General features: G+C 70.9%; 17 protein-coding genes and 3 pseudogenes. 12 read left to right on the top strand and 8 right to left on the bottom strand.

Features of this window, described 5'->3' with window-relative positions:
* Positions 1–164 precede the first annotated feature (164 nt).
* Positions 165–2,582 carry an ABC transporter permease gene (locus ACZ3ZE_RS10785; protein ID WP_467258428.1) on the bottom strand — a complete coding sequence of 806 codons (2,418 nt, stop codon included), beginning with the start codon at positions 2,580–2,582 and terminating at the stop codon, positions 165–167.
* On the bottom strand, positions 2,579–3,313 hold the full coding sequence (locus tag ACZ3ZE_RS10790; RefSeq protein WP_442305142.1) for an ABC transporter ATP-binding protein: 735 nt from the start codon (positions 3,311–3,313) through the stop codon (positions 2,579–2,581). The genes ACZ3ZE_RS10785 and ACZ3ZE_RS10790 overlap by 4 nt, the downstream gene beginning before the upstream one ends.
* Positions 3,314–3,480: 167 nt before the next feature.
* Here ACZ3ZE_RS10790 and ACZ3ZE_RS10795 point away from each other — a divergent pair, with 167 nt between their 5' ends.
* From ACZ3ZE_RS10795 to ACZ3ZE_RS10825, 7 genes and pseudogenes are all read left to right on the top strand, one after another.
* Entirely contained in the window at positions 3,481–4,713 is a 1,233-nt protein-coding gene (locus ACZ3ZE_RS10795) for a sensor histidine kinase (protein WP_361622904.1), read from the top strand.
* The gene (locus ACZ3ZE_RS10800) at positions 4,701–5,336 is read left to right on the top strand and encodes a response regulator transcription factor (protein WP_361178173.1); all 636 of its coding nucleotides are present in this window, start codon (positions 4,701–4,703) and stop codon (positions 5,334–5,336) included. The genes ACZ3ZE_RS10795 and ACZ3ZE_RS10800 overlap by 13 nt, the downstream gene beginning before the upstream one ends.
* Before the next feature lie 227 nt (positions 5,337–5,563).
* Complete coding sequence (locus tag ACZ3ZE_RS10805) at positions 5,564–5,731, top strand: hypothetical protein (RefSeq protein WP_361178175.1); 168 nt, start codon at positions 5,564–5,566, stop codon at positions 5,729–5,731.
* Positions 5,732–5,949: 218 nt separating this feature from the next.
* On the top strand, positions 5,950–7,635 hold the full coding sequence (locus ACZ3ZE_RS10810) for an amidase (RefSeq protein WP_361622907.1): 1,686 nt from the start codon (positions 5,950–5,952) through the stop codon (positions 7,633–7,635).
* Between the two features lie 40 nt (positions 7,636–7,675).
* Positions 7,676–7,819 (top strand): annotated as a pseudogene (locus ACZ3ZE_RS10815) (helix-turn-helix domain-containing protein); the annotation flags it as partial.
* 117 nt (positions 7,820–7,936) lie between these two features.
* A pseudogene (locus ACZ3ZE_RS10820) lies at positions 7,937–8,075 on the top strand (CorA family divalent cation transporter); the annotation flags it as partial.
* 192 nt (positions 8,076–8,267) lie between these two features.
* A pseudogene (locus tag ACZ3ZE_RS10825) lies at positions 8,268–8,700 on the top strand (DUF4265 domain-containing protein).
* Positions 8,701–8,926: 226 nt separating this feature from the next.
* On the opposite strand, the gene ACZ3ZE_RS10830 reads toward ACZ3ZE_RS10825, so the two are convergent.
* The 5 genes from ACZ3ZE_RS10830 to ACZ3ZE_RS10850 form a co-directional block, all read right to left on the bottom strand.
* A complete protein-coding gene (locus tag ACZ3ZE_RS10830) occupies positions 8,927–9,379 on the bottom strand; it encodes a hypothetical protein (protein WP_363290897.1) in 453 nt (150 codons plus the stop codon).
* 14 nt (positions 9,380–9,393) lie between these two features.
* On the bottom strand, positions 9,394–11,043 hold the full coding sequence (locus ACZ3ZE_RS10835) for a restriction endonuclease fold toxin-2 domain-containing protein (protein WP_467258430.1): 1,650 nt from the start codon (positions 11,041–11,043) through the stop codon (positions 9,394–9,396).
* A gap of 66 nt (positions 11,044–11,109) precedes the next feature.
* Positions 11,110–11,337: a DUF6928 family protein gene (locus ACZ3ZE_RS10840; RefSeq protein WP_467258433.1), complete on the bottom strand. Its 228-nt coding sequence runs from the start codon at positions 11,335–11,337 to the stop codon at positions 11,110–11,112.
* 185 nt (positions 11,338–11,522) lie between these two features.
* Positions 11,523–12,695: a serine hydrolase domain-containing protein gene (locus ACZ3ZE_RS10845; RefSeq protein ID WP_467258436.1), complete on the bottom strand. Its 1,173-nt coding sequence runs from the start codon at positions 12,693–12,695 to the stop codon at positions 11,523–11,525.
* 77 nt (positions 12,696–12,772) lie between these two features.
* Positions 12,773–13,918, bottom strand: coding sequence for a serine hydrolase domain-containing protein (locus tag ACZ3ZE_RS10850; protein ID WP_467258439.1), 1,146 nt, complete (start codon positions 13,916–13,918; stop codon positions 12,773–12,775).
* Between the two features lie 148 nt (positions 13,919–14,066).
* Here ACZ3ZE_RS10850 and ACZ3ZE_RS10855 point away from each other — a divergent pair, with 148 nt between their 5' ends.
* The 5 genes from ACZ3ZE_RS10855 (at position 14,067) to ACZ3ZE_RS10875 (ending at position 18,807) form a co-directional block, all read left to right on the top strand.
* A complete protein-coding gene (locus ACZ3ZE_RS10855) occupies positions 14,067–15,308 on the top strand; it encodes a sensor histidine kinase (RefSeq protein ID WP_361178190.1) in 1,242 nt (413 codons plus the stop codon).
* The gene (locus tag ACZ3ZE_RS10860) at positions 15,305–15,997 is read left to right on the top strand and encodes a response regulator transcription factor (protein WP_467258442.1); all 693 of its coding nucleotides are present in this window, start codon (positions 15,305–15,307) and stop codon (positions 15,995–15,997) included. Before ACZ3ZE_RS10855 ends, ACZ3ZE_RS10860 begins: the two co-directional genes overlap by 4 nt.
* Positions 15,998–16,119: 122 nt before the next feature.
* Complete coding sequence (locus tag ACZ3ZE_RS10865; protein ID WP_361178196.1) at positions 16,120–17,001, top strand: hypothetical protein; 882 nt, start codon at positions 16,120–16,122, stop codon at positions 16,999–17,001.
* Between the two features lie 127 nt (positions 17,002–17,128).
* Positions 17,129–18,403: an MFS transporter gene (locus ACZ3ZE_RS10870; protein ID WP_467258444.1), complete on the top strand. Its 1,275-nt coding sequence runs from the start codon at positions 17,129–17,131 to the stop codon at positions 18,401–18,403.
* 185 nt (positions 18,404–18,588) lie between these two features.
* Entirely contained in the window at positions 18,589–18,807 is a 219-nt protein-coding gene (locus tag ACZ3ZE_RS10875) for a DUF6243 family protein (protein WP_361178201.1), read from the top strand.
* 38 nt (positions 18,808–18,845) lie between these two features.
* On the opposite strand, the gene ACZ3ZE_RS10880 is transcribed toward ACZ3ZE_RS10875, so the two are convergent.
* The gene (locus ACZ3ZE_RS10880) at positions 18,846–19,235 is read right to left on the bottom strand and encodes a hypothetical protein (RefSeq protein WP_467258447.1); all 390 of its coding nucleotides are present in this window, start codon (positions 19,233–19,235) and stop codon (positions 18,846–18,848) included.
* Positions 19,236–19,470: the final 235 nt, after the last annotated feature.

The raw sequence follows: 19,470 nt of genomic DNA on the forward strand, positions 1-19,470 counted from the left end.
GGGAACAACGTCAGTGGGTCAGTGAGAGGTGGTCGTGGTGCGACGGGGCCTGCCGGTGGATCGGCCTGGTCCTGTCACGGTCGCGGCACATGAAGGAACGGCTTCCGCCCGTGCCCCCGCCCGCCCCAGGACGGGGAGCATGAGAGAGGCGGGACCTGGTTCCGTTACGTGATACGAGGAGACTTTCGGCGGTGCAGCAGCCGGCGGGCGGGCAGCATGACGGCCGCCGTGCCCGCCAGGAACACCGTGCCGAGTACGGCCGCGCAGACCGCGGGGGACACCGACAGCGCGGACAGACCGGTCACCGCGCCGCCGAAGGTCAGCAGGGTCACCGCCGCGACCAGGGAGCCGACGGCGGCCCCCGTACCGAGTACGAGGAAGGTCTCCAGCCGCAGCATCGCCAGAACCTGGCCGCGGGTCGCGCCGATGAGCCGGAGCAGAGCCAGTTCACGACGGCGGGACGCGGTGGCGACGGCCAGCGTGGTCACCACGCCGATCAGGGTGAACAGGGAGATCGCCGCGACCGCGAGCAGTCCGGGCAGGGCCTGCCGGCGTGCCTTCTCGGTGAGAGCCGCGCTGTACTGTCCGGCGGACGTGGCACGGGTTCCGGGGAAACGGTCGAGCACCGGTCGCAGGTCGGCCGCGCCCTTCACCAGGAGGTAGTCGTCGTGGCCCTCGTCGGTGACGTGGGCGGCGACCACATCATGAGGCAGCAGGACATCCCCGAAGCCCTGGCCCCGGTCGTACACGGCCACCACCTTCGGTCGGATCACGGTGCCGTCCCCGAGCCAGAGGGACACGGTCGAACCGACCTTGGCCGCGCTGGCCACGTTCGAACTGAGCGCGACCGTGTTCTTGCCGTGCAGGCCCTTCAGCAGGCCCGCCTTCACGTCCGGGTCCAGATTGGACAGTGCGCCCTTCACGCCTTGGGTGGGCAGGGACTGGAGCTGGGCCGCGACCGACATCACCACGGTGGTGCGTTTCACCGCGGTCACGGTCCCCGGTCCGGCAGTGCCTTCCACCGCCCGGTACATGGCCTGGGGCACGCCCGGCCCGTTCGAGACGAGGACCTGGTCCGCGTGCAGCCCCGCGGCCGCCTGCGTCCGGGTGGCGTTGACCGCGGTGGTCTGCACGAACAGCTGGCTGGCGCCGAAGGAGAGCGCGAGCGCGATCGGCGTGATCACCGACGCGAGTCGCACGGCCGCGGCGGTGGCCGTGTCGGTGGCGAGCCGGCCCGGGACCGGGAACAGGAGACGCATGACGGGGCTGAGGACGACGATTCCCCCTCGGGCGATCGAGGGACCCAGGAGGGCCGCCGCCCAGATGAGGGAGAGTACGAGTCCGCCCATGGCCGCGGTCGCCACCTGCCCGCCGAACGCGAACGCGGTGCCGGCCGAAGCGAGACCGACGACCAGGAGCACCAGGCCGGTGATCGCGCGCCAGCGCGGTAGCCGAGTCGGTTCGGCGGAGGTCTCGCTCACGGCCTGGGCCGGCCGGATACGGGATACACGTCGTGCCGCGAGCCAGGCGGAACCGACCGCGGTGAGCACCGTGAGCGCCAGGGCACCGACGACGGGAAACGGTCCCAGAGCGAGCCCCAGCCCCGCGGGCAGGACCCCCTGCTCGGCCATGAAGCGGTACAGCAGGGTGCCGAGCCCAAGCGACAGCAGACCGCCCAGGAGCGACGCCGGTACCGCGATCTTGAGCGTCTCGCGGACAATCACCCTGCGGACCTGCCGGGGGGTGGCACCGATGGCGCGCAGGACGGCGAGTTCGCGGGTCCGGTCCCGTACGGACGTGTCCAGGAGACCGGTCAGGATCAGCAGCACCACCAGGAGGGCGACTCCGCCCAGCGACGCACAGACGCCGATCAGGTCGAGTCGTGCTGCCGCCACCTCCGGGTTCTCGACGTCGCCACGGTCCGCGCCGGTCGCGACGACGAGACCGGGGGCGGCTGCCCGCAGCGTCTGGGCGGACGTCTCCTTCGTGCCGAGCACGACCAGCGCGTCCGCACGCTCGGGATGGCCGCTGAGGACCTGTGCCGTGCGCTGGCCGAACCAGACTTCACGGCCCGTACCGGACCCGTCGGCCACCAGACCGCTGACGCGGTACGGTTCCGGCGCCTTGCCGCCGACCTGGAGACGGACGGTGTCCCCGACGGCCCCGCCGCTGCCGGAGTCCACCGCGACTTCGTGATCCGCCCGCGGGGCCCGGCCGGCACGCAGTTCGACAGCGGTGAGCACGGTCGCGTCCCAGCCACGGCCGGTCAGCACGGCCCCGTCCGCGGTGACCACCGGCAAGGAGACGTCCGCGACCACCTCGGTGACCCCCGGTGCCGTCCGCACCCGGTCGGCCACCGATACCGGTACCCGGGCTCGTTCCACCAGAGGCCTGACGTCGGTCTGGTCGTCCTTGACGACCTCGACACGCTGGCTCTCGGCGACGACGGCCACGGCGCGCCCATAGCGGTCGGTCGATCCGTGCGCCCGTAGCGCGGACTCCAGCAGGACCCCGAACGCGCCCGTCAGCATGGCCGCGCACACCAGGGCCACCGCCACTCCGGCGGCGATGCCGCGCCTCACAGCGTCCCCCAGTGGGCCAGGACGGTCGCGGCGGAGGGAGCCGTCAGCTCGTCGACGATCCTGCCCTCGCTGAGGAAGACGACACTGTCGGCCCAGGCCGCGGCCGCCGGGTCGTGGGTGACCAGCACGACCGTCTGTCCCATCTCGTCGACCGCGTCACGCAGCAGCTTCAGGACGTGCTCGGCCGACCTCGGATCCAGCGCGGCCGTCGGCTCGTCGGCGAAGACGATCTCCGGGCGGGTGACGAGCGCTCGGGCGACCGCCACACGCTGCTGCTGACCGCCGGACAGACGTGCCGGGAGCCGGTCCAGATGGCCGGCCATCCCCACCCGGTGGACTACTTCGTCCAGCCAGCCCCTGTCCGCCTGGCGGCCGCCGAGGGACAACGGGAGGGTGATGTTGCGCTCGACGTCCATCGAGGGCATGAGGTTGTAGCCCTGGAAGACGAACCCGATCCGTTCACGGCGCAGCCGGGTCAGCTCCGTCTCACGGAGCCCGCCCATGTCCAGATCACCGAGCCGTACCGTTCCGCTGCTGGGCCGGTCGAGGCCGGAGGCGCAGTGCAGGAAGGTGCTCTTGCCCGATCCGGACGGGCCCATGATCGCGGTGAGAGTGCCCTTGCGGAACCCCCAGCTGACCCGGTCCAGCGCGGTCACTTCGCCGTAGGACTGGGAGACCTCCTCCAGGGACACGGCGAACGGCGTGGCCCGGGTCGTCGGCATGGGTTGCATGATGGGTCCTTCGGTTCCTCGATCGGTCAACGGGTACCGAACGTAATCGCGCAAGCCCAGCGGGTGGCAGCGGTCCCGCCCCCGAACCGAGGGTGTAGCGCGGTCCACCTGCCGGGTGTAGCGCGCACTTATGACAAGGGAACCCCGGTGACGTACGGTCTTGCCCCATGCACCTGAAGGCAAGAGCGCTCCACGGCCTGCGATCCACGAGGTATCTGCTGGGTGGACTCGCCACCGCCCTGCCTTCGCTGGCCGGTTACGTTCTGTTGCCGCTCGTCTGCTTCTCGCTGGTCTTCGCGCCGATCCTTCCGTGGGCGGTGCGGCCGTTGCGCGCCTTGACCGATGCGGAACGCCGACGCGCCGAACGCGTTCTCGGCCGCCCCGTGCGCCGGCCCTATCCGACGCCCGAAGGCAACGCCTACCAGCGGACGCGCCAACTGCTGCGGTTCCCGGGTACCCGCAAGGACACGGCATGGATGCTGGTTCACGGCATCGTGGGGCTCGTCCTTCCCGTCCTCGTCCTGGGAGTGCTGTTCAGTCTGCTGCTGACGATCTCCATCCCGCTGTGGTGGTGGACCGTTCCCGGCGGAACCCTCACCCTCCTCGCAGCCCCCCTCACCACCTGGATGCAGGCGATCGTCCTGTCCGCGGTGTGTGCCTGGCTCCTCGCTGCCCTCTTCTTGTGGCTGGCCCCGGCCACGGTGAGGCTGGAGACGTGGATCGCAGAGATCATGCTCGGCACGTGGACCGGCGCCGGCCGGCGGATCGAGGAACTGACCGCCTCGCGCGCGGGGGCCCTCCAGGCCCATGAGGCGGAACTCCGACGGATCGAACGCGACCTCCACGACGGCACCCAGGCGCAACTCGTGGCGGTGGCCATGCGCTTGGCCCTGGCCGACCGCCGGTTCGACAAGGACCCCCGGAGCGCCAGGAAATTGGTGCTCGATGCCAGGGCCACCGTGGACGAGGCACTTGTCCAGTTGCGCACGGTCATCCGCGGCATCCACCCGCCGATCCTCTCCGACCGGGGACTGAACGGAGCCATCCGCTCCCTGGCCGCGGGCCGGCCGATCCCCACCACCCTGGATCTGCCCGAGACCGACCGCCGTCCCCCCGCCGCCGTCGAGGCGGCCGCCTACTTCGTCGTCGCCGAGGCGCTGACCAACATCGCCCGGCACAGCGACGCGAGCCGAGCCGAGGTGTCGCTCCGGTACGACGGCCCCACGCTGCGCGTCGTCGTGCGGGACGACGGGTGCGGCGGGGCCGTACCCGGCTCCGGCTCGGGCAGCGGACTTGCCGGGGTGCGCCGACGGGTCGCCGCCCTGGACGGTACGACGAGGATCGACAGCCCTGTCGGTTCAGGAACGACGATTGAGGTGGTGCTGCCGTGCGGATCGTGATCGCGGAGGACAACGTCCTTCTCCGCGAGGGCCTGATTCTGCTCCTGGAGGATGTCGGGCACGAGATCGTGGCCGTCGTGGGAAGCGGGCCCGAGATTGTTCCCGCCCTGCTGGAACACCGGCCGGACGTCGCCGTCCTGGACGTCCGGCTGCCGCCCGGATTCCGCGACGAGGGGCTGCGTGCCGCCATCGAGGCCCGGAAGCTCATTCCCGGCCTGCCGCTGCTGGTGCTCTCCCAGTACGTCGAGGAGAGCTACGCCGCCGAACTGCTCGGACAGGGCGCCTCGGGGATCGGCTACCTGCTCAAGGACCGTGTGGGACACATCGAGGAGTTCCAGGACGCGCTGGAGCGCGTCGCCGCGGGCGGAACGGCGCTGGACCCCGAGGTCGTCTCCCAGCTGATGAGCCGCCGGGACCCGCTCGACGCGCTGTCCCCCCGGGAACGGGAGGTTCTCGGGCTGATGGCGCAGGGCCTGGACAATCCCACGATCGCCACGACCCTGTTCATCACCGAACGTTCCGTCAGCAAGCACATCGGCAGCATCCTCGCGAAGCTGAACCTGCCGCCGAGCGACAGCGGTCACCGCCGGGTCCTCGCGGTGCTCGCCTACCTGAACGCCTGACCTGCGTCGCGGACGCCGTCCCGTACGGCTGTCCCGTGCGGCCGTCCCCGTACGCGAGTCCCGTACGGGACGTGTCCGTCACCGCATGGGTGTAGCGGGCTACACCTCAGGATCGGGGGGACGGTCCGATGTGCCGACCGGGGGCGCGGAGAGAAGGTGAACAGCGTAAGAGTTCCCACCCCTGCCGCCCCTCGGGCCGCCGGGGGCGCACAACAGGAGGATCCCTGATGAAGCCCGTGCTCTGGCTGCTGCTCTCCGTCTCCACGGTGGCGGCGGTCTACGTCAGCACCTTCGCCCACTACACCGGCACCACGAGGGTCCTGGCCAGCGTCGGCACCGGCGTCGTCTTCGCCGGATCAGCGCTGGGACTGTGGCTGACCAGCGGCGAGAAGTGACCCATAGCGGCGAGAGCGCGTGAGGAGGGGGTGTCCGGCAGCGAGCCGGACACCCCCTCCTCACGCGTGACGCGGAGAACGGACACCCCTTCAGGAGGTGTAGTCCGCACCCCTCCCGAACGGGGAGTCATCCCTGTCGTTCCGAGAAGACGCCGTTCATAGGCTCTTTTGTACGGACACAGGGCCTTCCTTCCCTCGCCTCTACGGAGAAGCAATTGATGCGCTCGCTCACTCGGACCACGCGACGGCACACGGTGATCGCGGTATCGGCAGCCTGCCTGCTCGTTCCCCTGGCGGCCTGCACACCGGACGACGGACCGCGACCGGCCGCTTCCGCCGCCTCGACCGGGGGCGCGGCCTCGCACGCTCCGAAGAACGACGGGAAGCGCGACGGGCGAGGGGACGAGCGGCTGGACCGCGCCACGATCCTGGAACTCCAGGAGGACATGCAGGGCAAGCGGCTGACGTCCGGAGAACTGACCCAGGCATACCTGGACCGGATCCATCGCCTCAACCCCCGCCTCCATGCCGTCGTCACCGTGAACCCGGACGCACTGGACCTCGCGCGCAAGAGCGACGAGCGGCGCCGCGCCGGTGAAGTGCGGGGGCCGCTGGAAGGCATCCCCGTTCTCATCAAGGACAACATCGACACCGCGGACCGCCAGCCCACCACCGCCGGCTCCACGGCCCTGTCGCACTCCAAGCCGGCACAGGACGCCTTCCTGGTGAAGAAGCTGCGCGACGCGGGTGCGGTGATCCTGGGCAAGGCCAACATGTCGGAATGGGCCAACTTCAGGTCCCCCGGGCAGATCGCCGGATGGAGCGCCACTGGCGGCCAGACCCGTAACCCCTACGTACTCGACCGGAGCCCCTGCGGATCGTCCAGCGGCTCCGCGGTCGCCGCCGCAGCCGCCCTGGCCGCTGTGACCATCGGCTCCGAGACCGACGGCTCCATCGTGTGCCCCGCGAGCGCCACCTCCACCGTCGGCGTCAAGCCCACCCTCGGCATGGTCAGCCGCAGCGGCATGATCCCCATCACCAGCCGCCACGACACCGCCGGCCCGATCGCCCGCAACACGACGGACGCCGCCCTGGCGCTCTGGGCCATCCACGGATCGGACACCGCCGACACGGCCACCTCGGACGCCGACACCGCCCTCCCCTCCGACCACCGCGGGGTGCTCAACCCGAACGCCCTGCGCGGCAAGCGCATCGGCGTGTGGCGCAAGGGACACATGGGCATCGACCCGGACGTGGACCGTGCCTTCGACGCGGCAGTCCAGCGGCTCCGAGCGCTCGGCGCAACCGTCGTCGAGGGCGCGGACGTGGCCGACTCCAAAGACATGATGCAGAAGGACATGCTTCCCGCCGTGCTGACCGAGTTCAAGCACGACCTCAACGCCTACCTGGCCGCCACCCCGGGCCCCCACCCCAAGAACCTCACCGAACTCATCGCGTTCAACAAGCGGAACTCCACCGTCGAGATGCCGAAGTTCGGCCAGGAGCTCTTCGAGATGGCCGACAAGACCGACGGGGATGTCAACGCACCGGCCTACCGTCAGCACCGCGACGCCGCGACTCGCCAGGCCCGTCAGGCCATCGACGGCGTTCTCGCCGACCACCGGCTCGATGCCATCGTCACCCCCACCGGCCTCCCCTCTCCCACCGTCGAAGCACTCGACCCCACCCCCTTCGAAAGCTCCACCCGCAACTCCGCAGTGGCCGGCTACCCCCACATCACCGTGCCGGCCGGCTACGCACGGGACACACTGCCGCTGGGCCTCTCCTTCCTCGGAACGCGCTACAGCGACGCGAACCTGCTCAGCTACGCCTACGCCTTCGAGCAAGCCACCCCGATCCGCAAGACGCCCACCTACCTCCCGACCCTGCCCGGGCGGTCCTGAAGGGTGTTGCAGAAGGCTCCGATCCGGGCATCTTCCCTGTTTGGGCGGGGCGCTGAGGGCTGAGCCGTTGCGGGTGAAGACGTTCACGGGTCTGCGGATGCGGCAGTTCGCCCCGCTGTTCGGCTGCTCGCCCGCGACGGTGTGCCGCGTCATCCAGCGGCTGCGACCGCTACTCGCGATCGAGTTCGGCATCACTGGGAAATCCTCGGAAACGAGCAAACTCGCAGCTCGGCACAGGACTTGCACCGATCCGCACAGGTCAGCGCCCTGAGGGTGACGACTTCAAAAAATCTCCTCGTAGGCGGCCATCCTCTTCGCCCCCACACTCGTGGGAACGATCTACGGCATGAACTTCGAAACACATGCCGGAGCTCCATTGGGCGGCCGGGTATCCGTTCGCGATCCTGCTGATGGCCGTGGCGTGTACGAGCCTGTACGTCTACTGCCACGCAATGGGCTTACCCCGTCAGCAGGGCTGCTGCCGACAGTCACCGCCTGACGGGGCACTGAGCGCAGGGAGGGCTGGTTGGAACCGAGGAGCGCCGCGGCTGCGGGAATGGATTTCCCGTACACCGCACGTACAACGTGCTACATCGAGGTCCACGAAGACGGCAGGGTGACACACGGGTACGATCGCGCCGTCTACGAGCGGGCCTTGGCCGCCACGGCTGTGGGCTCTCGACCGAGGCGATGGCACCGTGCGACAACACTCCTTGGTTCGTACGCGGCGTGGCGTGCGGAGACGTCCTCACCACCCACCCGGACGAGGACGGCGTTCGCTGGGCGGGCCAGGTGGTCTCGCCGTCGCAGAACTGCACGATCCGGCTGATCGTGCTGCGTGACAAGGGATCTGGCGCGGCGCGGCAAAGCGTTCTGAACGCCTTCGCGGAACTGGGAGTGGGTGGAGAGGGGATCGAGCGGTTCTGCATGGTCGCTCTCGATGTGCCGCCGGAGGTGGACCTCGCGAAGGTCCAGCGGCTCCTCGATCACGGCGTAGCCCAGGGGTGGTGGGACATGGAAGAGGGCTGTATCACCGATGCCTGGCGGGCAGCGCGGGCCCGATGAGATGCGCACGCTCCGGCCACCCGCCGACAGTGTCAGCACAAGTCCCGTCCGGGCAGAGGTAGAGCGGCCTGCGTTGCATCCGTCGGGCGGCCGCTTCGAGCCCAGCCCGCTCCTGGGCTCGGCGGGAGGTATCCGGGGCTGTGAAACTGCGGTCCTACGTTCCGTCGGCCGATCAGAGCGACGGGAAGCAGAGTCACACAGTCGGCAGCCGCTTGGTGGTCGCCGGTCAGTAGTCGAATGCGTCGAGGTGCCGGCGCAGCAGGTCACCGATGTCTTCGCGGCCCCCTTCGACTGGCAGCGGCGAGGGGGTGTCCTCGCCGTTCGCCATGGCGAGGCTGCTGGCGAAGCGCACGAGGTTGGGCGCCGGGGCGAAGGAGTCGCGCAGCCAGACGGCGAAGGTGCCGGCTTCGTCCGCCGTCACATCGGTGAGGGTGATGTAGGCGTAGTCGGGGGCGGTGATAGCCGCGGTGCCGTCCAGCCACACGTCAGGCGCCAGCTCGATCTCGAAGTCCAGCACGGTCATCTCGTGGACGCCGGACCTCCGGTGCCCGATGGTGGGGTCGGGGAACGCCTCGCGCAGCGCCCGCTCCAGGGAGTCCAGCGTGGCGTGCCAGGCTCCGCCGTCCCCCTCGGGGGGATAGAAGGCGAAGTTCGTCCGGATGTTTCGTTCCGTGGCCATGGTCTTCCTTGTTCTCAGGGGACGTACCGCGTCGAGCCGGGCGTGCCCGTCATCGCCATCATGGACTGCCAGTAGACGGCGTTGTCCCGCCCGTTCGTCACGATCTCCAAGCCCCGGATCTCGCTGTTCGCGGGGTTGGCCATGGCCTGCTTGTAGCGGACGAGTTCCTTTTCGTCACCCGCGTACATGGAGTCGACGACGGGGTCCCAAGCGATCTTCCCCTGGTTGTTGATCTTCACAGGCTTTGCCAGTGTCTCCTCGACTCGGTCGAGGGTGCGGAAGCTCTTCTTGGTGCAGTCCGGGTCTCGTACGTGCTTCGCCTCGACGAGGTGGCCGTCGAGGGGGCGTATGCCGTCCACCATCAGTCCGCGCTTGCTCCCGAGCAACGGCACTTCTCGCTCGGGGTAGCCGGCCACGCGGAGCTGGTAGGCGTTGTCCGGGGCCGCCGGGCCACCGCCGCCGGCCAGGCCGCCGGGCCGGAGGGTACTCGCCCACGAGCGGAACTGCTGCTGCTCTGCCGCCGTGAGCAGACGGGTCGTCCCAGGGACCGGTGGAATCGGGTCGACGAAGGAGATTCCCGGGTCGACAGGGTTGATCATCGGAGCCAGGGCCGGCACCTGCCCGGTGTACGACGCGAGGACGACCGGGACGGGTACGGGAATTGGCGCGGGAATGAGGGGCGGCAGGAACGGGAGTCCCGGGATGGCGGGCGCTGCCGGCGGATCGGCCGCGGGGAGCTTGATGCGCGCGGCGGATGAGTCCAGCGCATGGCCCACGGAGCCGAGGTCCCGGATCCAGGAGTCCCCGAGCACGGCGTCGAGCAGTCCGCCGTCGTATCCGTTGCCCCCGAACATCAGCTGGTCCCAGGGCATGTCGACCGCGAAGAGGTCCAGCTTGCGTTCGGCGATCTTCCCCTTGGCAGCGTCCACGTGCTCGGCGTACCGGTCGCATGCCTTGGCGATCTGCGCGCAGGCAGCGACGAGGTTCGTCACCAGCGGCTCGCCTTCCTCCGCCTTCCCCGGTGGGCAGGTGAGGCCGAGGCTGTGCTTGACGTACGCCTGGAAGGCGTCGGCGGCCTCGCCTGAGTGTGCCTTGCTCGCGGTGAGGGCGTACGCCTGCGCGTCCTCCAGGAAGCGTTGCATGAGCACCCCGGCGTGACGCCAGGAGCCGGCGACGTCCCGGATCTTCTCCGGCGAGCCACGGAAGCGGTCGCTGCCGCCGCCGGGGGCGTACTGCTCGTACCAGGCGGTCTCCCCCACCACCTCGGGGAGCTCCTGGCCCAGCCCGAGGTAGTTCTCGGTGCAGTCGGCACCGGGGTCGCCCATCCCTGCGGTGAGGTCGGCCTGCCGTCCTAGGAAGGCCGAGACTTGTCGGCTCTCCTCGGCCATGAACTCACGGGCGTTACGCATCAGCCCCTTGCTCGTCTCGCCAAGGACGTAGGAGCTGAAGCCCATCTTGTCGAGCGTCGCGACGGCTGCCGAGACATACACCTTGGCAAAGGCTCGCCCAGCCTCGTCGTCACCTGCCATCCCGTGCTGCCGCGCCAGTTCGTGGCCGACGGCGATAGCCGTGTCACGCGCTCCCCGCATCGTGTCGAGAAGCCCCATGGACCCGCGGATCATTCCTTCCGCGATGAACTTGACGTCCGGAGCGAGACCGGTCACCGTCGCACCCCCTTGCAGACGTGAATCGTCAACCTATCTCAGGCGGATGCCGTCGTCTGGGCGATGTCAGCTGCTCGGCTCATTGCTTTCGGCGAACAGGCGGAAACCGAGCAGTGGAACCTCGTCCGGGTCGACGTCCTCGGGCAAGGGCCGGCCTTCCAGGAGGAAGCCGAAGAAGGCGCGCAGGGCTTCGTTGCCCAGTTCCAGGGGGTGGAAGGGCAGCGCGTAGGGCTCCTCGTCCCAGTCAAGGGCCTCTAACCGGCCGGAGGCCAGCAGGAGACCAGTCGTTGCCACCTCACCTCAAGCGGGTCGGTCACCCTCCGGAGGGCCACCACCCAGTACCGACAGTTGGTCGTGCCGGCTGCCCACTACGGCATGAGCCAGTGCCTGCTGCCGTTCAGCCTCTCCGAGCAGCGACAATCCACCACCACCGGCAACTGCCGCTGGGGAGAGTATGGGGAGAACGCCCTCGGCGGGGTTCAGCGGCACAGGGCGGTGTCCACGGCGCGTTCGAGATGTCTCCGGGCCGCCTCGTCGGTGCGCTGCATGGTGACCGCGACGTTGGCGGCGCGGCCGTCGTCGGTGGCGCCGCCCCGGGTCTCGTACCCGGGGAAGCTGCCGCCGTGGCCCCAGGAGAGGCTGCCGCAGGGCAGCGGCCTGCTGACGAGTCCGAGTCCGTAGCGGGCTCCGGGGCCGAAGGTCGCTTCGGCGGGGACGGTGGAGCGCATCTGGGCGAGCTGGGGTGCGGGCAGGAGGCGGCCGGCCAGGAGTGCGCTGAAGAAGCGGTTGAGGTCGGAGCCGGTGGAGACCATCTGGCCTGCCGCCCAGCCCCAGGAGGGGTCGATCTCCGTGATGTCGCGCAGCGGCGCGTCCGCCGATTCCCGGAGGTAGCCGTGGGGGTGGGGCTCCCGGATGCCCTCGTCGCCGGGGGCGGGGAAGTAGGTGTGGCGCAGTCCGATGTGCTTGATGACGCGCCGGTCGATCTGTTCGGCGAGGGGGCGGCCGGTGACCTTCTGGACGATCAGGCCGGCGAGCACGTAGTTGGTGTTGCTGTACTTCCAACTCGTCCCGGGGGCGAAGTCGGCCGGGTGCTGGAGGGCTGTGGTGAGCAGTTCGCGGGGGGCGTAGTACCGGACCTCGTCCCCGAGGTAGTTGCTGTAGTCGGGGAGTCCGCTGGTCTGCTGGAGGAGGTGGCGGACGGTGATGCGCCGTCCGTCGATCCCCTCCCCGCGGACGAGGCCGGGCAGGTACGTGTCGATGGCGGCGTCCAGGTCCACCCGCCGTTCGGCGACCAGTTGGAGGACGACGACCGCGACGAAGGTCTTGGTGTTGCTGCCGATCCGTACCTGGCCGTCGGCGGGTACCGGTTCGCCGGTGACCAGGTCGCCGACCCCCGCGGTGTAGGTGCGGGTACGGCCGCCGCGGTCCCGGACGCTCGCCAGCGCGGCGGGTATCCCGTCGTCGCGCACCAGCGCGTTCAGGTTCTGCTGGACGGCGTCCGGCCGGGCGGCAGAGGCCGTGGCGGGCGGGGTGAGGGCACTCAGGGCCATGACGGCGATGGCCGTCGCGGAGGCGGCGGGCAGGGCTCGGCGCCGCCTGCCGCCCCGTCGGCGGGTTGAGGAACGAAGGCCCTGCCGGGTCTGCGCACGCATGAGTCAACTCCTGGGGAATCGATGGGTTGTCGTTCTGATCGCCCGGCCGCCCTGCCGGGCGCTGCCGAGTGCCTGAGTCATCCGCACAAGGCCCTGTCCACGGCGTCCTTCACGTGCTGCGTGGCCGCTTCGTCCGTCGGGATGCTGGTGACCGCGACGCCGGCGGCGCGGCCGTCTTCGGTGACACCGCCCCGGGTCTCGTACCCCGCGATGTCGCCGCCGTGGCCCCAGTAGACGCCGCCGCACGACAGCGGCCTGCTCGTGAGTCCCAGCCCGTAGCGGAGGCCGGAGGTTCCGGCGGGTACGGTCGTGCGCATCTCGGCGAGCCGGGCCGCCGGGAGGAGGCGCCCGGCGAGGAGTGCCGCGAAGAAGCGGTTGAGGTCGGAGTTGGTGGAGATCAACTGGCCTGCCGCCCAGCCTACGGAGGGGTCCATCTCCGTGAAGTCGCGCAACGGTCCGTCCGCCGGGTTGCGGTGGTAGCCCCGGGGATGCGGCTCCCGGATTGTCATCTCTCCGGGCGCGGGGAAGTAGGTGTGGCGCAGCCCGATGCGCTTGACGATGCGCCGGTCGATCTCTTCGGCCAGGGGGCGGCCCGTGACCTTCTGGACGATCAGACCGGCCAGGATGTAATTGGTGTTGCTGTACCCCCACCTTGTTCCCGGAGCCGCGTCGGCCTTGTAGCGGAGGGCGATGTCGAGCAGCTCACGGGGCTCGAAGTACCGGTTCCTGATCTCGTCGTCGTCGACGTGGACGCCGTACTCGGGGAGTCCGCTGGTGTGCTGGAGGAGCTGGCGGACGGTGATGTGGCGCCCGTCGATCCCCTCCCCGCGGACGAGGCCGGGCAGGTAGGTGTCGACGGAGGCGTCGAGGCGGATCTTCCCTTCCCCGACCAGTTGAAGGACCACGACCGCCGTGAACGTCTTGGTGTTGCTGCCGATCCGTACCTGGCCGTCCTTGGGCACCTTCGAGCCGGTGGACAGGTCGCCGACTCCTGCGGTGTAGGTGCGGGTGCGGCCGTCGCGGTCCTGGACGCTCGCCAGGACGGCGGGCATACCGTCGTCGCGCACCAGGGTGTTCAGGGCCTGCTGGACGGCGTCCGGCCGGTCGGCGAAGGCGGCGGGCGGGGCGAGGGCGCCCAGGGTCATGACGGCGAGGGCCATCGCGGATGCGGCGGGCAGGGCCCGTCGTCGCCTGCCACTCTGCCGGCGGGTCTGAGCACGCATGAGTCAGCTCCTGGGGAATCGTCTGGTCGGGGTGTCGGAGCACGATCCTGGATTCCAGGGCCCTTTGACCGCATCGCGGGAAGGCGGGAGATGTCGCTCCCCCGATCGGGGGAGGCTGCTGGTCGGCTGCCCCGCGATACTGGCGATCATGATCAGGGGAATCCGGCCGCTGCTGCGCGGCTCCACGTACGCGGGTGCGCTGTTCGCCTACTGCGGCGCGCTGGCGAGCCTTCCGCTGCTGCCTCTCGCCCTGTTGCCGGCCCTGTCGTGGCGGTCCGCACCCGAGAGCGCCCGGATCGTCCTGGTCCTGCTCGTCTGGGCGGTGCTGGTCGGCCTGGTCGGACTGGTGCGCTCCGCAAGGCGGGCGCTGGTCGCGGCCGCCCGCCGGATGCTGCGGGTGCCGCTGCCCGATCCGGTGACCGGTCGGCGGAGCTCCGGTTCCCTCGGCCTCGACCGCTGGCGGACCCCCTTCTGGCTGGTGCTGCACGTGGCCGTCGGGTGGACGGGGGCGCTGGCGAGCGGGGTGCTGTTCGTCATGGGCCTCTCCCTGCCGGGGAACTGGCTCGGCGGCGAGGCGCGGCTGAGTCTGTTCGGCACGTCCGTCCGGGCTTCGGGCGGGTGGAGCTGGGTGGTGGCGGCCGTGTGCGTCCTGCTGGCGTTGACCGTCTGCGTACTGGTGTCGAAGGCCTTGCGATGGGCGGCGCCACGGCTGCTGGGGCCGTCGGCGGCCGAGCGTCTCGCGCTGGCGGCCGAACGGGAGCTTCTGCTGGCCGAACGCAACCGGCTGGCCCACGAGTTGCACGACTCCATCGGGCACACGCTGACGGCGGCCACCATCCAGGCGGCGGTGGCGGGCGAGATGCTCTCGGCCGACCCGGCGGCGGCGCGGGCCGCCATGCGCAGCATCGAGGAGTCGACGCGGGCCGCGCTGGAGGACCTGGACTACGTACTGGGCGTGCTGCGCGAGGAACAGTCGGGGACGGCGCCGGCCCGGACCCTGGCCGACCTCCCCGAGCTGCTGGACCGGCTGCGGCACACGGGGGCGGTGGTGGAAACGGAGCTGTCGGGCGAGCTGGCGCAGGTCCAGGGGACGCTCTCCCGGGCGGCGTACCGGATCCTCCAGGAGGGGCTGACCAACGCGCTGCGGCACGGGGCGGGCGGCCCGATCAGGGTCCGGGTGGCGGCCGGGCCGGACGGACTGGACATCACGGTGGTCAACCGGACGGGGGCGGGGACGGGGACGGGCACACGCGTCTTCCCTGCCTCCGGCCACGGTCTGCCCGGACTGGCCGAACGCGTCCGGCTGCTGCGCGGTGAGTTCCGGACCGGTCCGGACGGGACGCAGCACTGGCGACTGGCCGTACGGCTGCCGGCACAGGTGTCGGCGTGAGTGGATCCGACGCGGGCGAAGGCACGACCCCGCCCGCCGTCACGCTCCTCATCGCCGACGACGACGAGGTGACGCGCAGCGGGCTGCGCGTGCTGCTCGCCGCACAGCCGGGGATCACGGTGGTCGGCGAGGCCGCCGACGGCGTCGAGGCGGTCGAACGGGCCCGGCGCCTGCGGCCGGACGTGGTCCTGATGGACGTCCGGATGCCGCGCCGCAACGGGATCGAGGCCACCCGTCATCTGCTGGCCGAAGTGGCCGACCCGCCGAAGGTCGTGGTGATCACCACCTTCGAGAACGACAGCTACGTCACCGCCGCCCTCAGCGCGGGCGCCGGCGGCTTCGTCCTCAAGCGCCTCCCGGTCCGCCGGATCGCCGAGGCGGTACGGGTGGTGGCGGCGGGCGAAGCGGTCCTCTTCCCGGCCGCACTGGGCCGCATGGTCGCCCCCCGCCCCCTGGGCTCCGCCGAGGCCCTGCCGAGCGCCGCCCTGACCGGCCGGGAGGAGGAGGTACTGCGCCTGATGGCCACGGGGCTCTCCAATCCGGAGATCGCGGAGTCCCTCACGGTGAGCCTGGAGACGGTCAAGACCCACGTCGGAAACGTGCTGACCAAGCTCGGCGCGCAGAACCGGACCCATGCGGTCGTGATCGCGTACGAGTCCGGCCTGGTGGTCCCGGGCTTCACCGGATGACCGGCTTCCGCGGTCGCCCGGCAGCGGCGGTTCCCCCTTCTGGAATACCCCAGGGGGGTATATGGTTGTGATCATCGTCCAGAGTGGACGACGCCACGGCGCACCCCCCGGGGAGACACACCATGAAGAACCACACCGGCCACACAAGCCACGACGGTCACGGTGCCCACGGCAGCCACGCAGGCCAGACAGGCCGTGACGGTCACGCAGGCCACGCAGGCCACGGCGGAGGTCAGCCCGGCGGGCTGTCGGTCTCGGCGGGCGGGTACACCCTGGAGGTCGACTCCACGATCCTCGCCGCCGGTCCACGGCAGCACGTCGGGTTCCGGGTGATCGGCCCCGAGGGGCGGCGGGTGACCGAGTTCGTCGCCGAGCACGAGAAGGATCTGCACTTCATCGCCGTCCGGCGGGACACGGCCGGATTCCAGCACGTGCACCCGGTGCGGGACGAGAAGGGCGACTGGAGCACCGAGCTGGACCTGGCGCCCGGGGACTGGCGGTTCTTCACCGACATCCACCCGGTCGGGCACGACGGAGCCCTGACGCTGGGGATCGACGTCGCGGTCGCCGGACCGTACGACCCGCGACCGCTGCCCGAGGCCGCCCGGACCGCGCGGATCGGCGCGTACAGCGTCGCCCTCGACGGCGCGCTCGTGCCCGGCGAGGCGAGCGAGCTGACGCTCACCGTCAGCCTCGACGACCGGCCCGTCACCGACCTGGAGCCGTACCTGGCCGCCTACGGGCACCTCGTGGCCCTGCGCGTCGGCGACCTGGGCTACCTGCACGTCCACCCGGAGGGCCACCCCGGCGACGGCGTCACCGCGCCCGGGCCCGAGATCAGCTTCATGGCGGTCGCGCCCTCGGCCGGCACGTACCGCCTCTACCTGGACTTCCAGCACGACGGCGTCGTCCGGACCGCCGAGTTCACCGTGCACACCACCGACGCCGCGCCCGCGCACGGCGACCACCACCAGGGGCACGACGGGCACCACGCACACCACTGATCCGCCCGACCCGCCCCACACCCGGAAGAGCCGCACCCATGTCTGAGAAATCCCCCGCCTGTACGCGCGGGGCGCGGTCCCCGCCCCGGGGCCGCGCCCCACCGCATGGACCCGGAAGGAACCCGCCATGCGCCTGTTCGGCATCCGCGACTACCGCCATCTGTTCGGCGCCCAGGTCATCGCCCTGTTCGGGACCGGGCTGACCACGGTGGCCCTCGGACTCCTCGCCTACGACCTCGCCGGTCCGCGCGCCGGCGCGGTACTCGGCACGGCACTGACGATCAAGATGCTCATGTACGTGGCCATCGCGCCCCTGGCCGCCGCGTACGTCGACCGGCTTCCCCGAAGAACCTTCCTCTTCCTCCTCGACGTGATCCGCGGCGCGGTGGTCCTGGCCCTGCCGCTGGTCAGCGAGGTGTGGCACATCTACGTGCTGATCGGCCTGCTCCAGGCCGCCTCCGCGGCGTTCACCCCGACGTTCCAGGCCGTCATCCCCGACATCGTCGCCGACGAGGCCGACTACACACGCGCCCTGTCCGCCTCCCAGGTCGCCTCCACCATGGAGAGCCTGCTCAGCCCCGTACTGGCCGCCGTCGCCCTGACGTTCCTGAGCTTCGACCGGCTGTTCCTGGGCACCTCCGCCGGATTCCTCCTCTCCGCCGCGCTCGTCCTGTCGACCCGTATCCCCGACGCCCGCCCCAGCGGCCACACCAAGGCGTGGGACAAGGCTGCGGCCGGGATCAGGACCTTCCTCAGGACGCCACGGCTGCGCGGCGTCATGGCGCTGAACCTCGTGGTCGCGGCGGCCGGGTCGATCGTCGTCATCAGCACGGTCAACCACGTCCGTGACGAACTCGGCGGCACGCAGTCGGACGTCGCCTGGATGCTCGCCGCCTCCGGCACCGGCACCCTCCTGGCCGCCCTCGTCCTGCCCCGCGTCCTCGACCGGGTCCCCGCCCGCACCGTCATGACGGCCGGCGCCGGGGTCCTCGCCGGCAGCACGGTCGCCGCCGTCACGCTCACCGCGACCGGTCTCCTCACCTGGACCGGCACGGCGATCGTCTGGAGCGTGATCGGCGTCGGCATGGCCCTGGTCATCACGCCGACCGGCAAGGTCCTGCGCGCGTCCGTGGCCCGGAACGCGATCCCCGAGGCGTTCGCGGCCCAGTTCTCCCTGTCGCACCTCGCCTGGCTGATCACCTATCCCGTCGCGGGCGGGCTCGGCGCCACCGCCGGGTTCACCCTCACCTGGTCCGTCCTCGCGGCCCTCGCCGTGACAGGGGCGATCGGCGCCCTCCTCCTGTGGCCGCGCCACGACGGACGGGGAACCCCGACCGGCCTCATCCCACCCGCCCGGCACACGCGCCCCACGGACCGGTCCACCCTGACCAAGGCCGCGTGAAGCACCCCGCAGGGCACGTGGCGCGCGAGGCTCCCGGAAGCGGGTACCGTCCTTGTCATGTTCTTCCAGACGCCGATTTACGAGTGAGAGCGTGACGGGCCCCCGCTGACGTGCCGCAACGTCGCCGCGCCCGTCCCCCACCGGCGAATCCGTAGATCATCTTCACCTCACCACCGGGAGAACCCGTGACCGACAGCAAGAACATCAACAACCCCGTGGGCCAGGGCGGCGGCCAGCGCAAGCGCCAGTCCCGCGCCGAGCGGCAGAACAACGGTCCGCACCGCAACCTGGACCGCCAGGGTGCCGCCGACCAGAAGGCGGAGCTGGTGCGCAAGATGCGCGAGAAGGTGCGTGCCGCCGAGGACGCCGGGCAGACGGACGAGGGCACCGCGACGCGGAGCTGACGCGACGCAGAGCCGACGCGACGACGCCCGCCCCGCTGTCACCAGGACGCGGGGCGGGCGTGTGCGTGTGAGGGGTCAGCCCAGGGGCAGGTCGAGGCGGGCCTCGGTGCCGGCGGTGGAGCCGACGCGGAGGGTGGCCAGCGCCGGGAGGCGTCCGAGTAGAGGGCGTCCTTGGCGTTGACCGCCAGCATGATCCGGTGGTCGGCTGCCACGTCGTAGGCGGCTGCCTGGAGGTTCCAGGACACGGTGGTGGGTTCGCCCGCCGTCGCGTTCACCTGGCTCGTGATCCGCGGCCAGCCGGGTACGGCGTTGTCGGCGCCTCGAAGTGCTCCTGGGCGTAGTCGATCGCCGTGCAGGGCGAGGCGCAGGTAGAGGCCCGCGAAGATCGTCCAGCCCGGCGGCGTCCACCCGGACGGCACGATGACCACGGGGCGGGGCCGTCGTTCTCTTCGCCGTGGGTGCTCATCTGGTGCCGCCTTTCGTGGTGGACGAGGAGGGGGGTGGGGTGGCTCGGCGCCATGATCGCCACCGGGCCCGTCCGTGCGCCGGCACCCTGCGCCCCGTTCACCTGAACGGGTGGCCCTGGGCCGGATCGCTTGACGGGCGTCCGCTTCTCTCGCCGTGCCGATCTCCGGGGCACGTCGCAGGATGGAGGGTGAGCTG

It is taken from the genome of Streptomyces sp. NPDC023157 (assembly GCF_055560575.1).

What these genes read in the sequence shown, in the direction of transcription:
- ACZ3ZE_RS10790 (WP_442305142.1), bottom strand. Translation starts at nt 3,313, where the DNA reads ATGCAACCCATGCCGACGACCCGGGCCACGCCGTTCGCCGTGTCCCTG.
- ACZ3ZE_RS10795 (WP_361622904.1), top strand. Translation starts at nt 3,481, where the DNA reads ATGCACCTGAAGGCAAGAGCGCTCCACGGCCTGCGATCCACGAGGTAT.
- ACZ3ZE_RS10805 (WP_361178175.1), top strand. Translation starts at nt 5,564, where the DNA reads ATGAAGCCCGTGCTCTGGCTGCTGCTCTCCGTCTCCACGGTGGCGGCG.
- ACZ3ZE_RS10810 (WP_361622907.1), top strand. Translation starts at nt 5,950, where the DNA reads ATGCGCTCGCTCACTCGGACCACGCGACGGCACACGGTGATCGCGGTA.
- ACZ3ZE_RS10830 (WP_363290897.1), bottom strand. Translation starts at nt 9,379, where the DNA reads ATGGCCACGGAACGAAACATCCGGACGAACTTCGCCTTCTATCCCCCC.
- ACZ3ZE_RS10845 (WP_467258436.1), bottom strand. Translation starts at nt 12,695, where the DNA reads ATGCGTGCGCAGACCCGGCAGGGCCTTCGTTCCTCAACCCGCCGACGG.
- ACZ3ZE_RS10850 (WP_467258439.1), bottom strand. Translation starts at nt 13,918, where the DNA reads ATGCGTGCTCAGACCCGCCGGCAGAGTGGCAGGCGACGACGGGCCCTG.
- ACZ3ZE_RS10855 (WP_361178190.1), top strand. Translation starts at nt 14,067, where the DNA reads ATGATCAGGGGAATCCGGCCGCTGCTGCGCGGCTCCACGTACGCGGGT.
- ACZ3ZE_RS10865 (WP_361178196.1), top strand. Translation starts at nt 16,120, where the DNA reads ATGAAGAACCACACCGGCCACACAAGCCACGACGGTCACGGTGCCCAC.
- ACZ3ZE_RS10870 (WP_467258444.1), top strand. Translation starts at nt 17,129, where the DNA reads ATGCGCCTGTTCGGCATCCGCGACTACCGCCATCTGTTCGGCGCCCAG.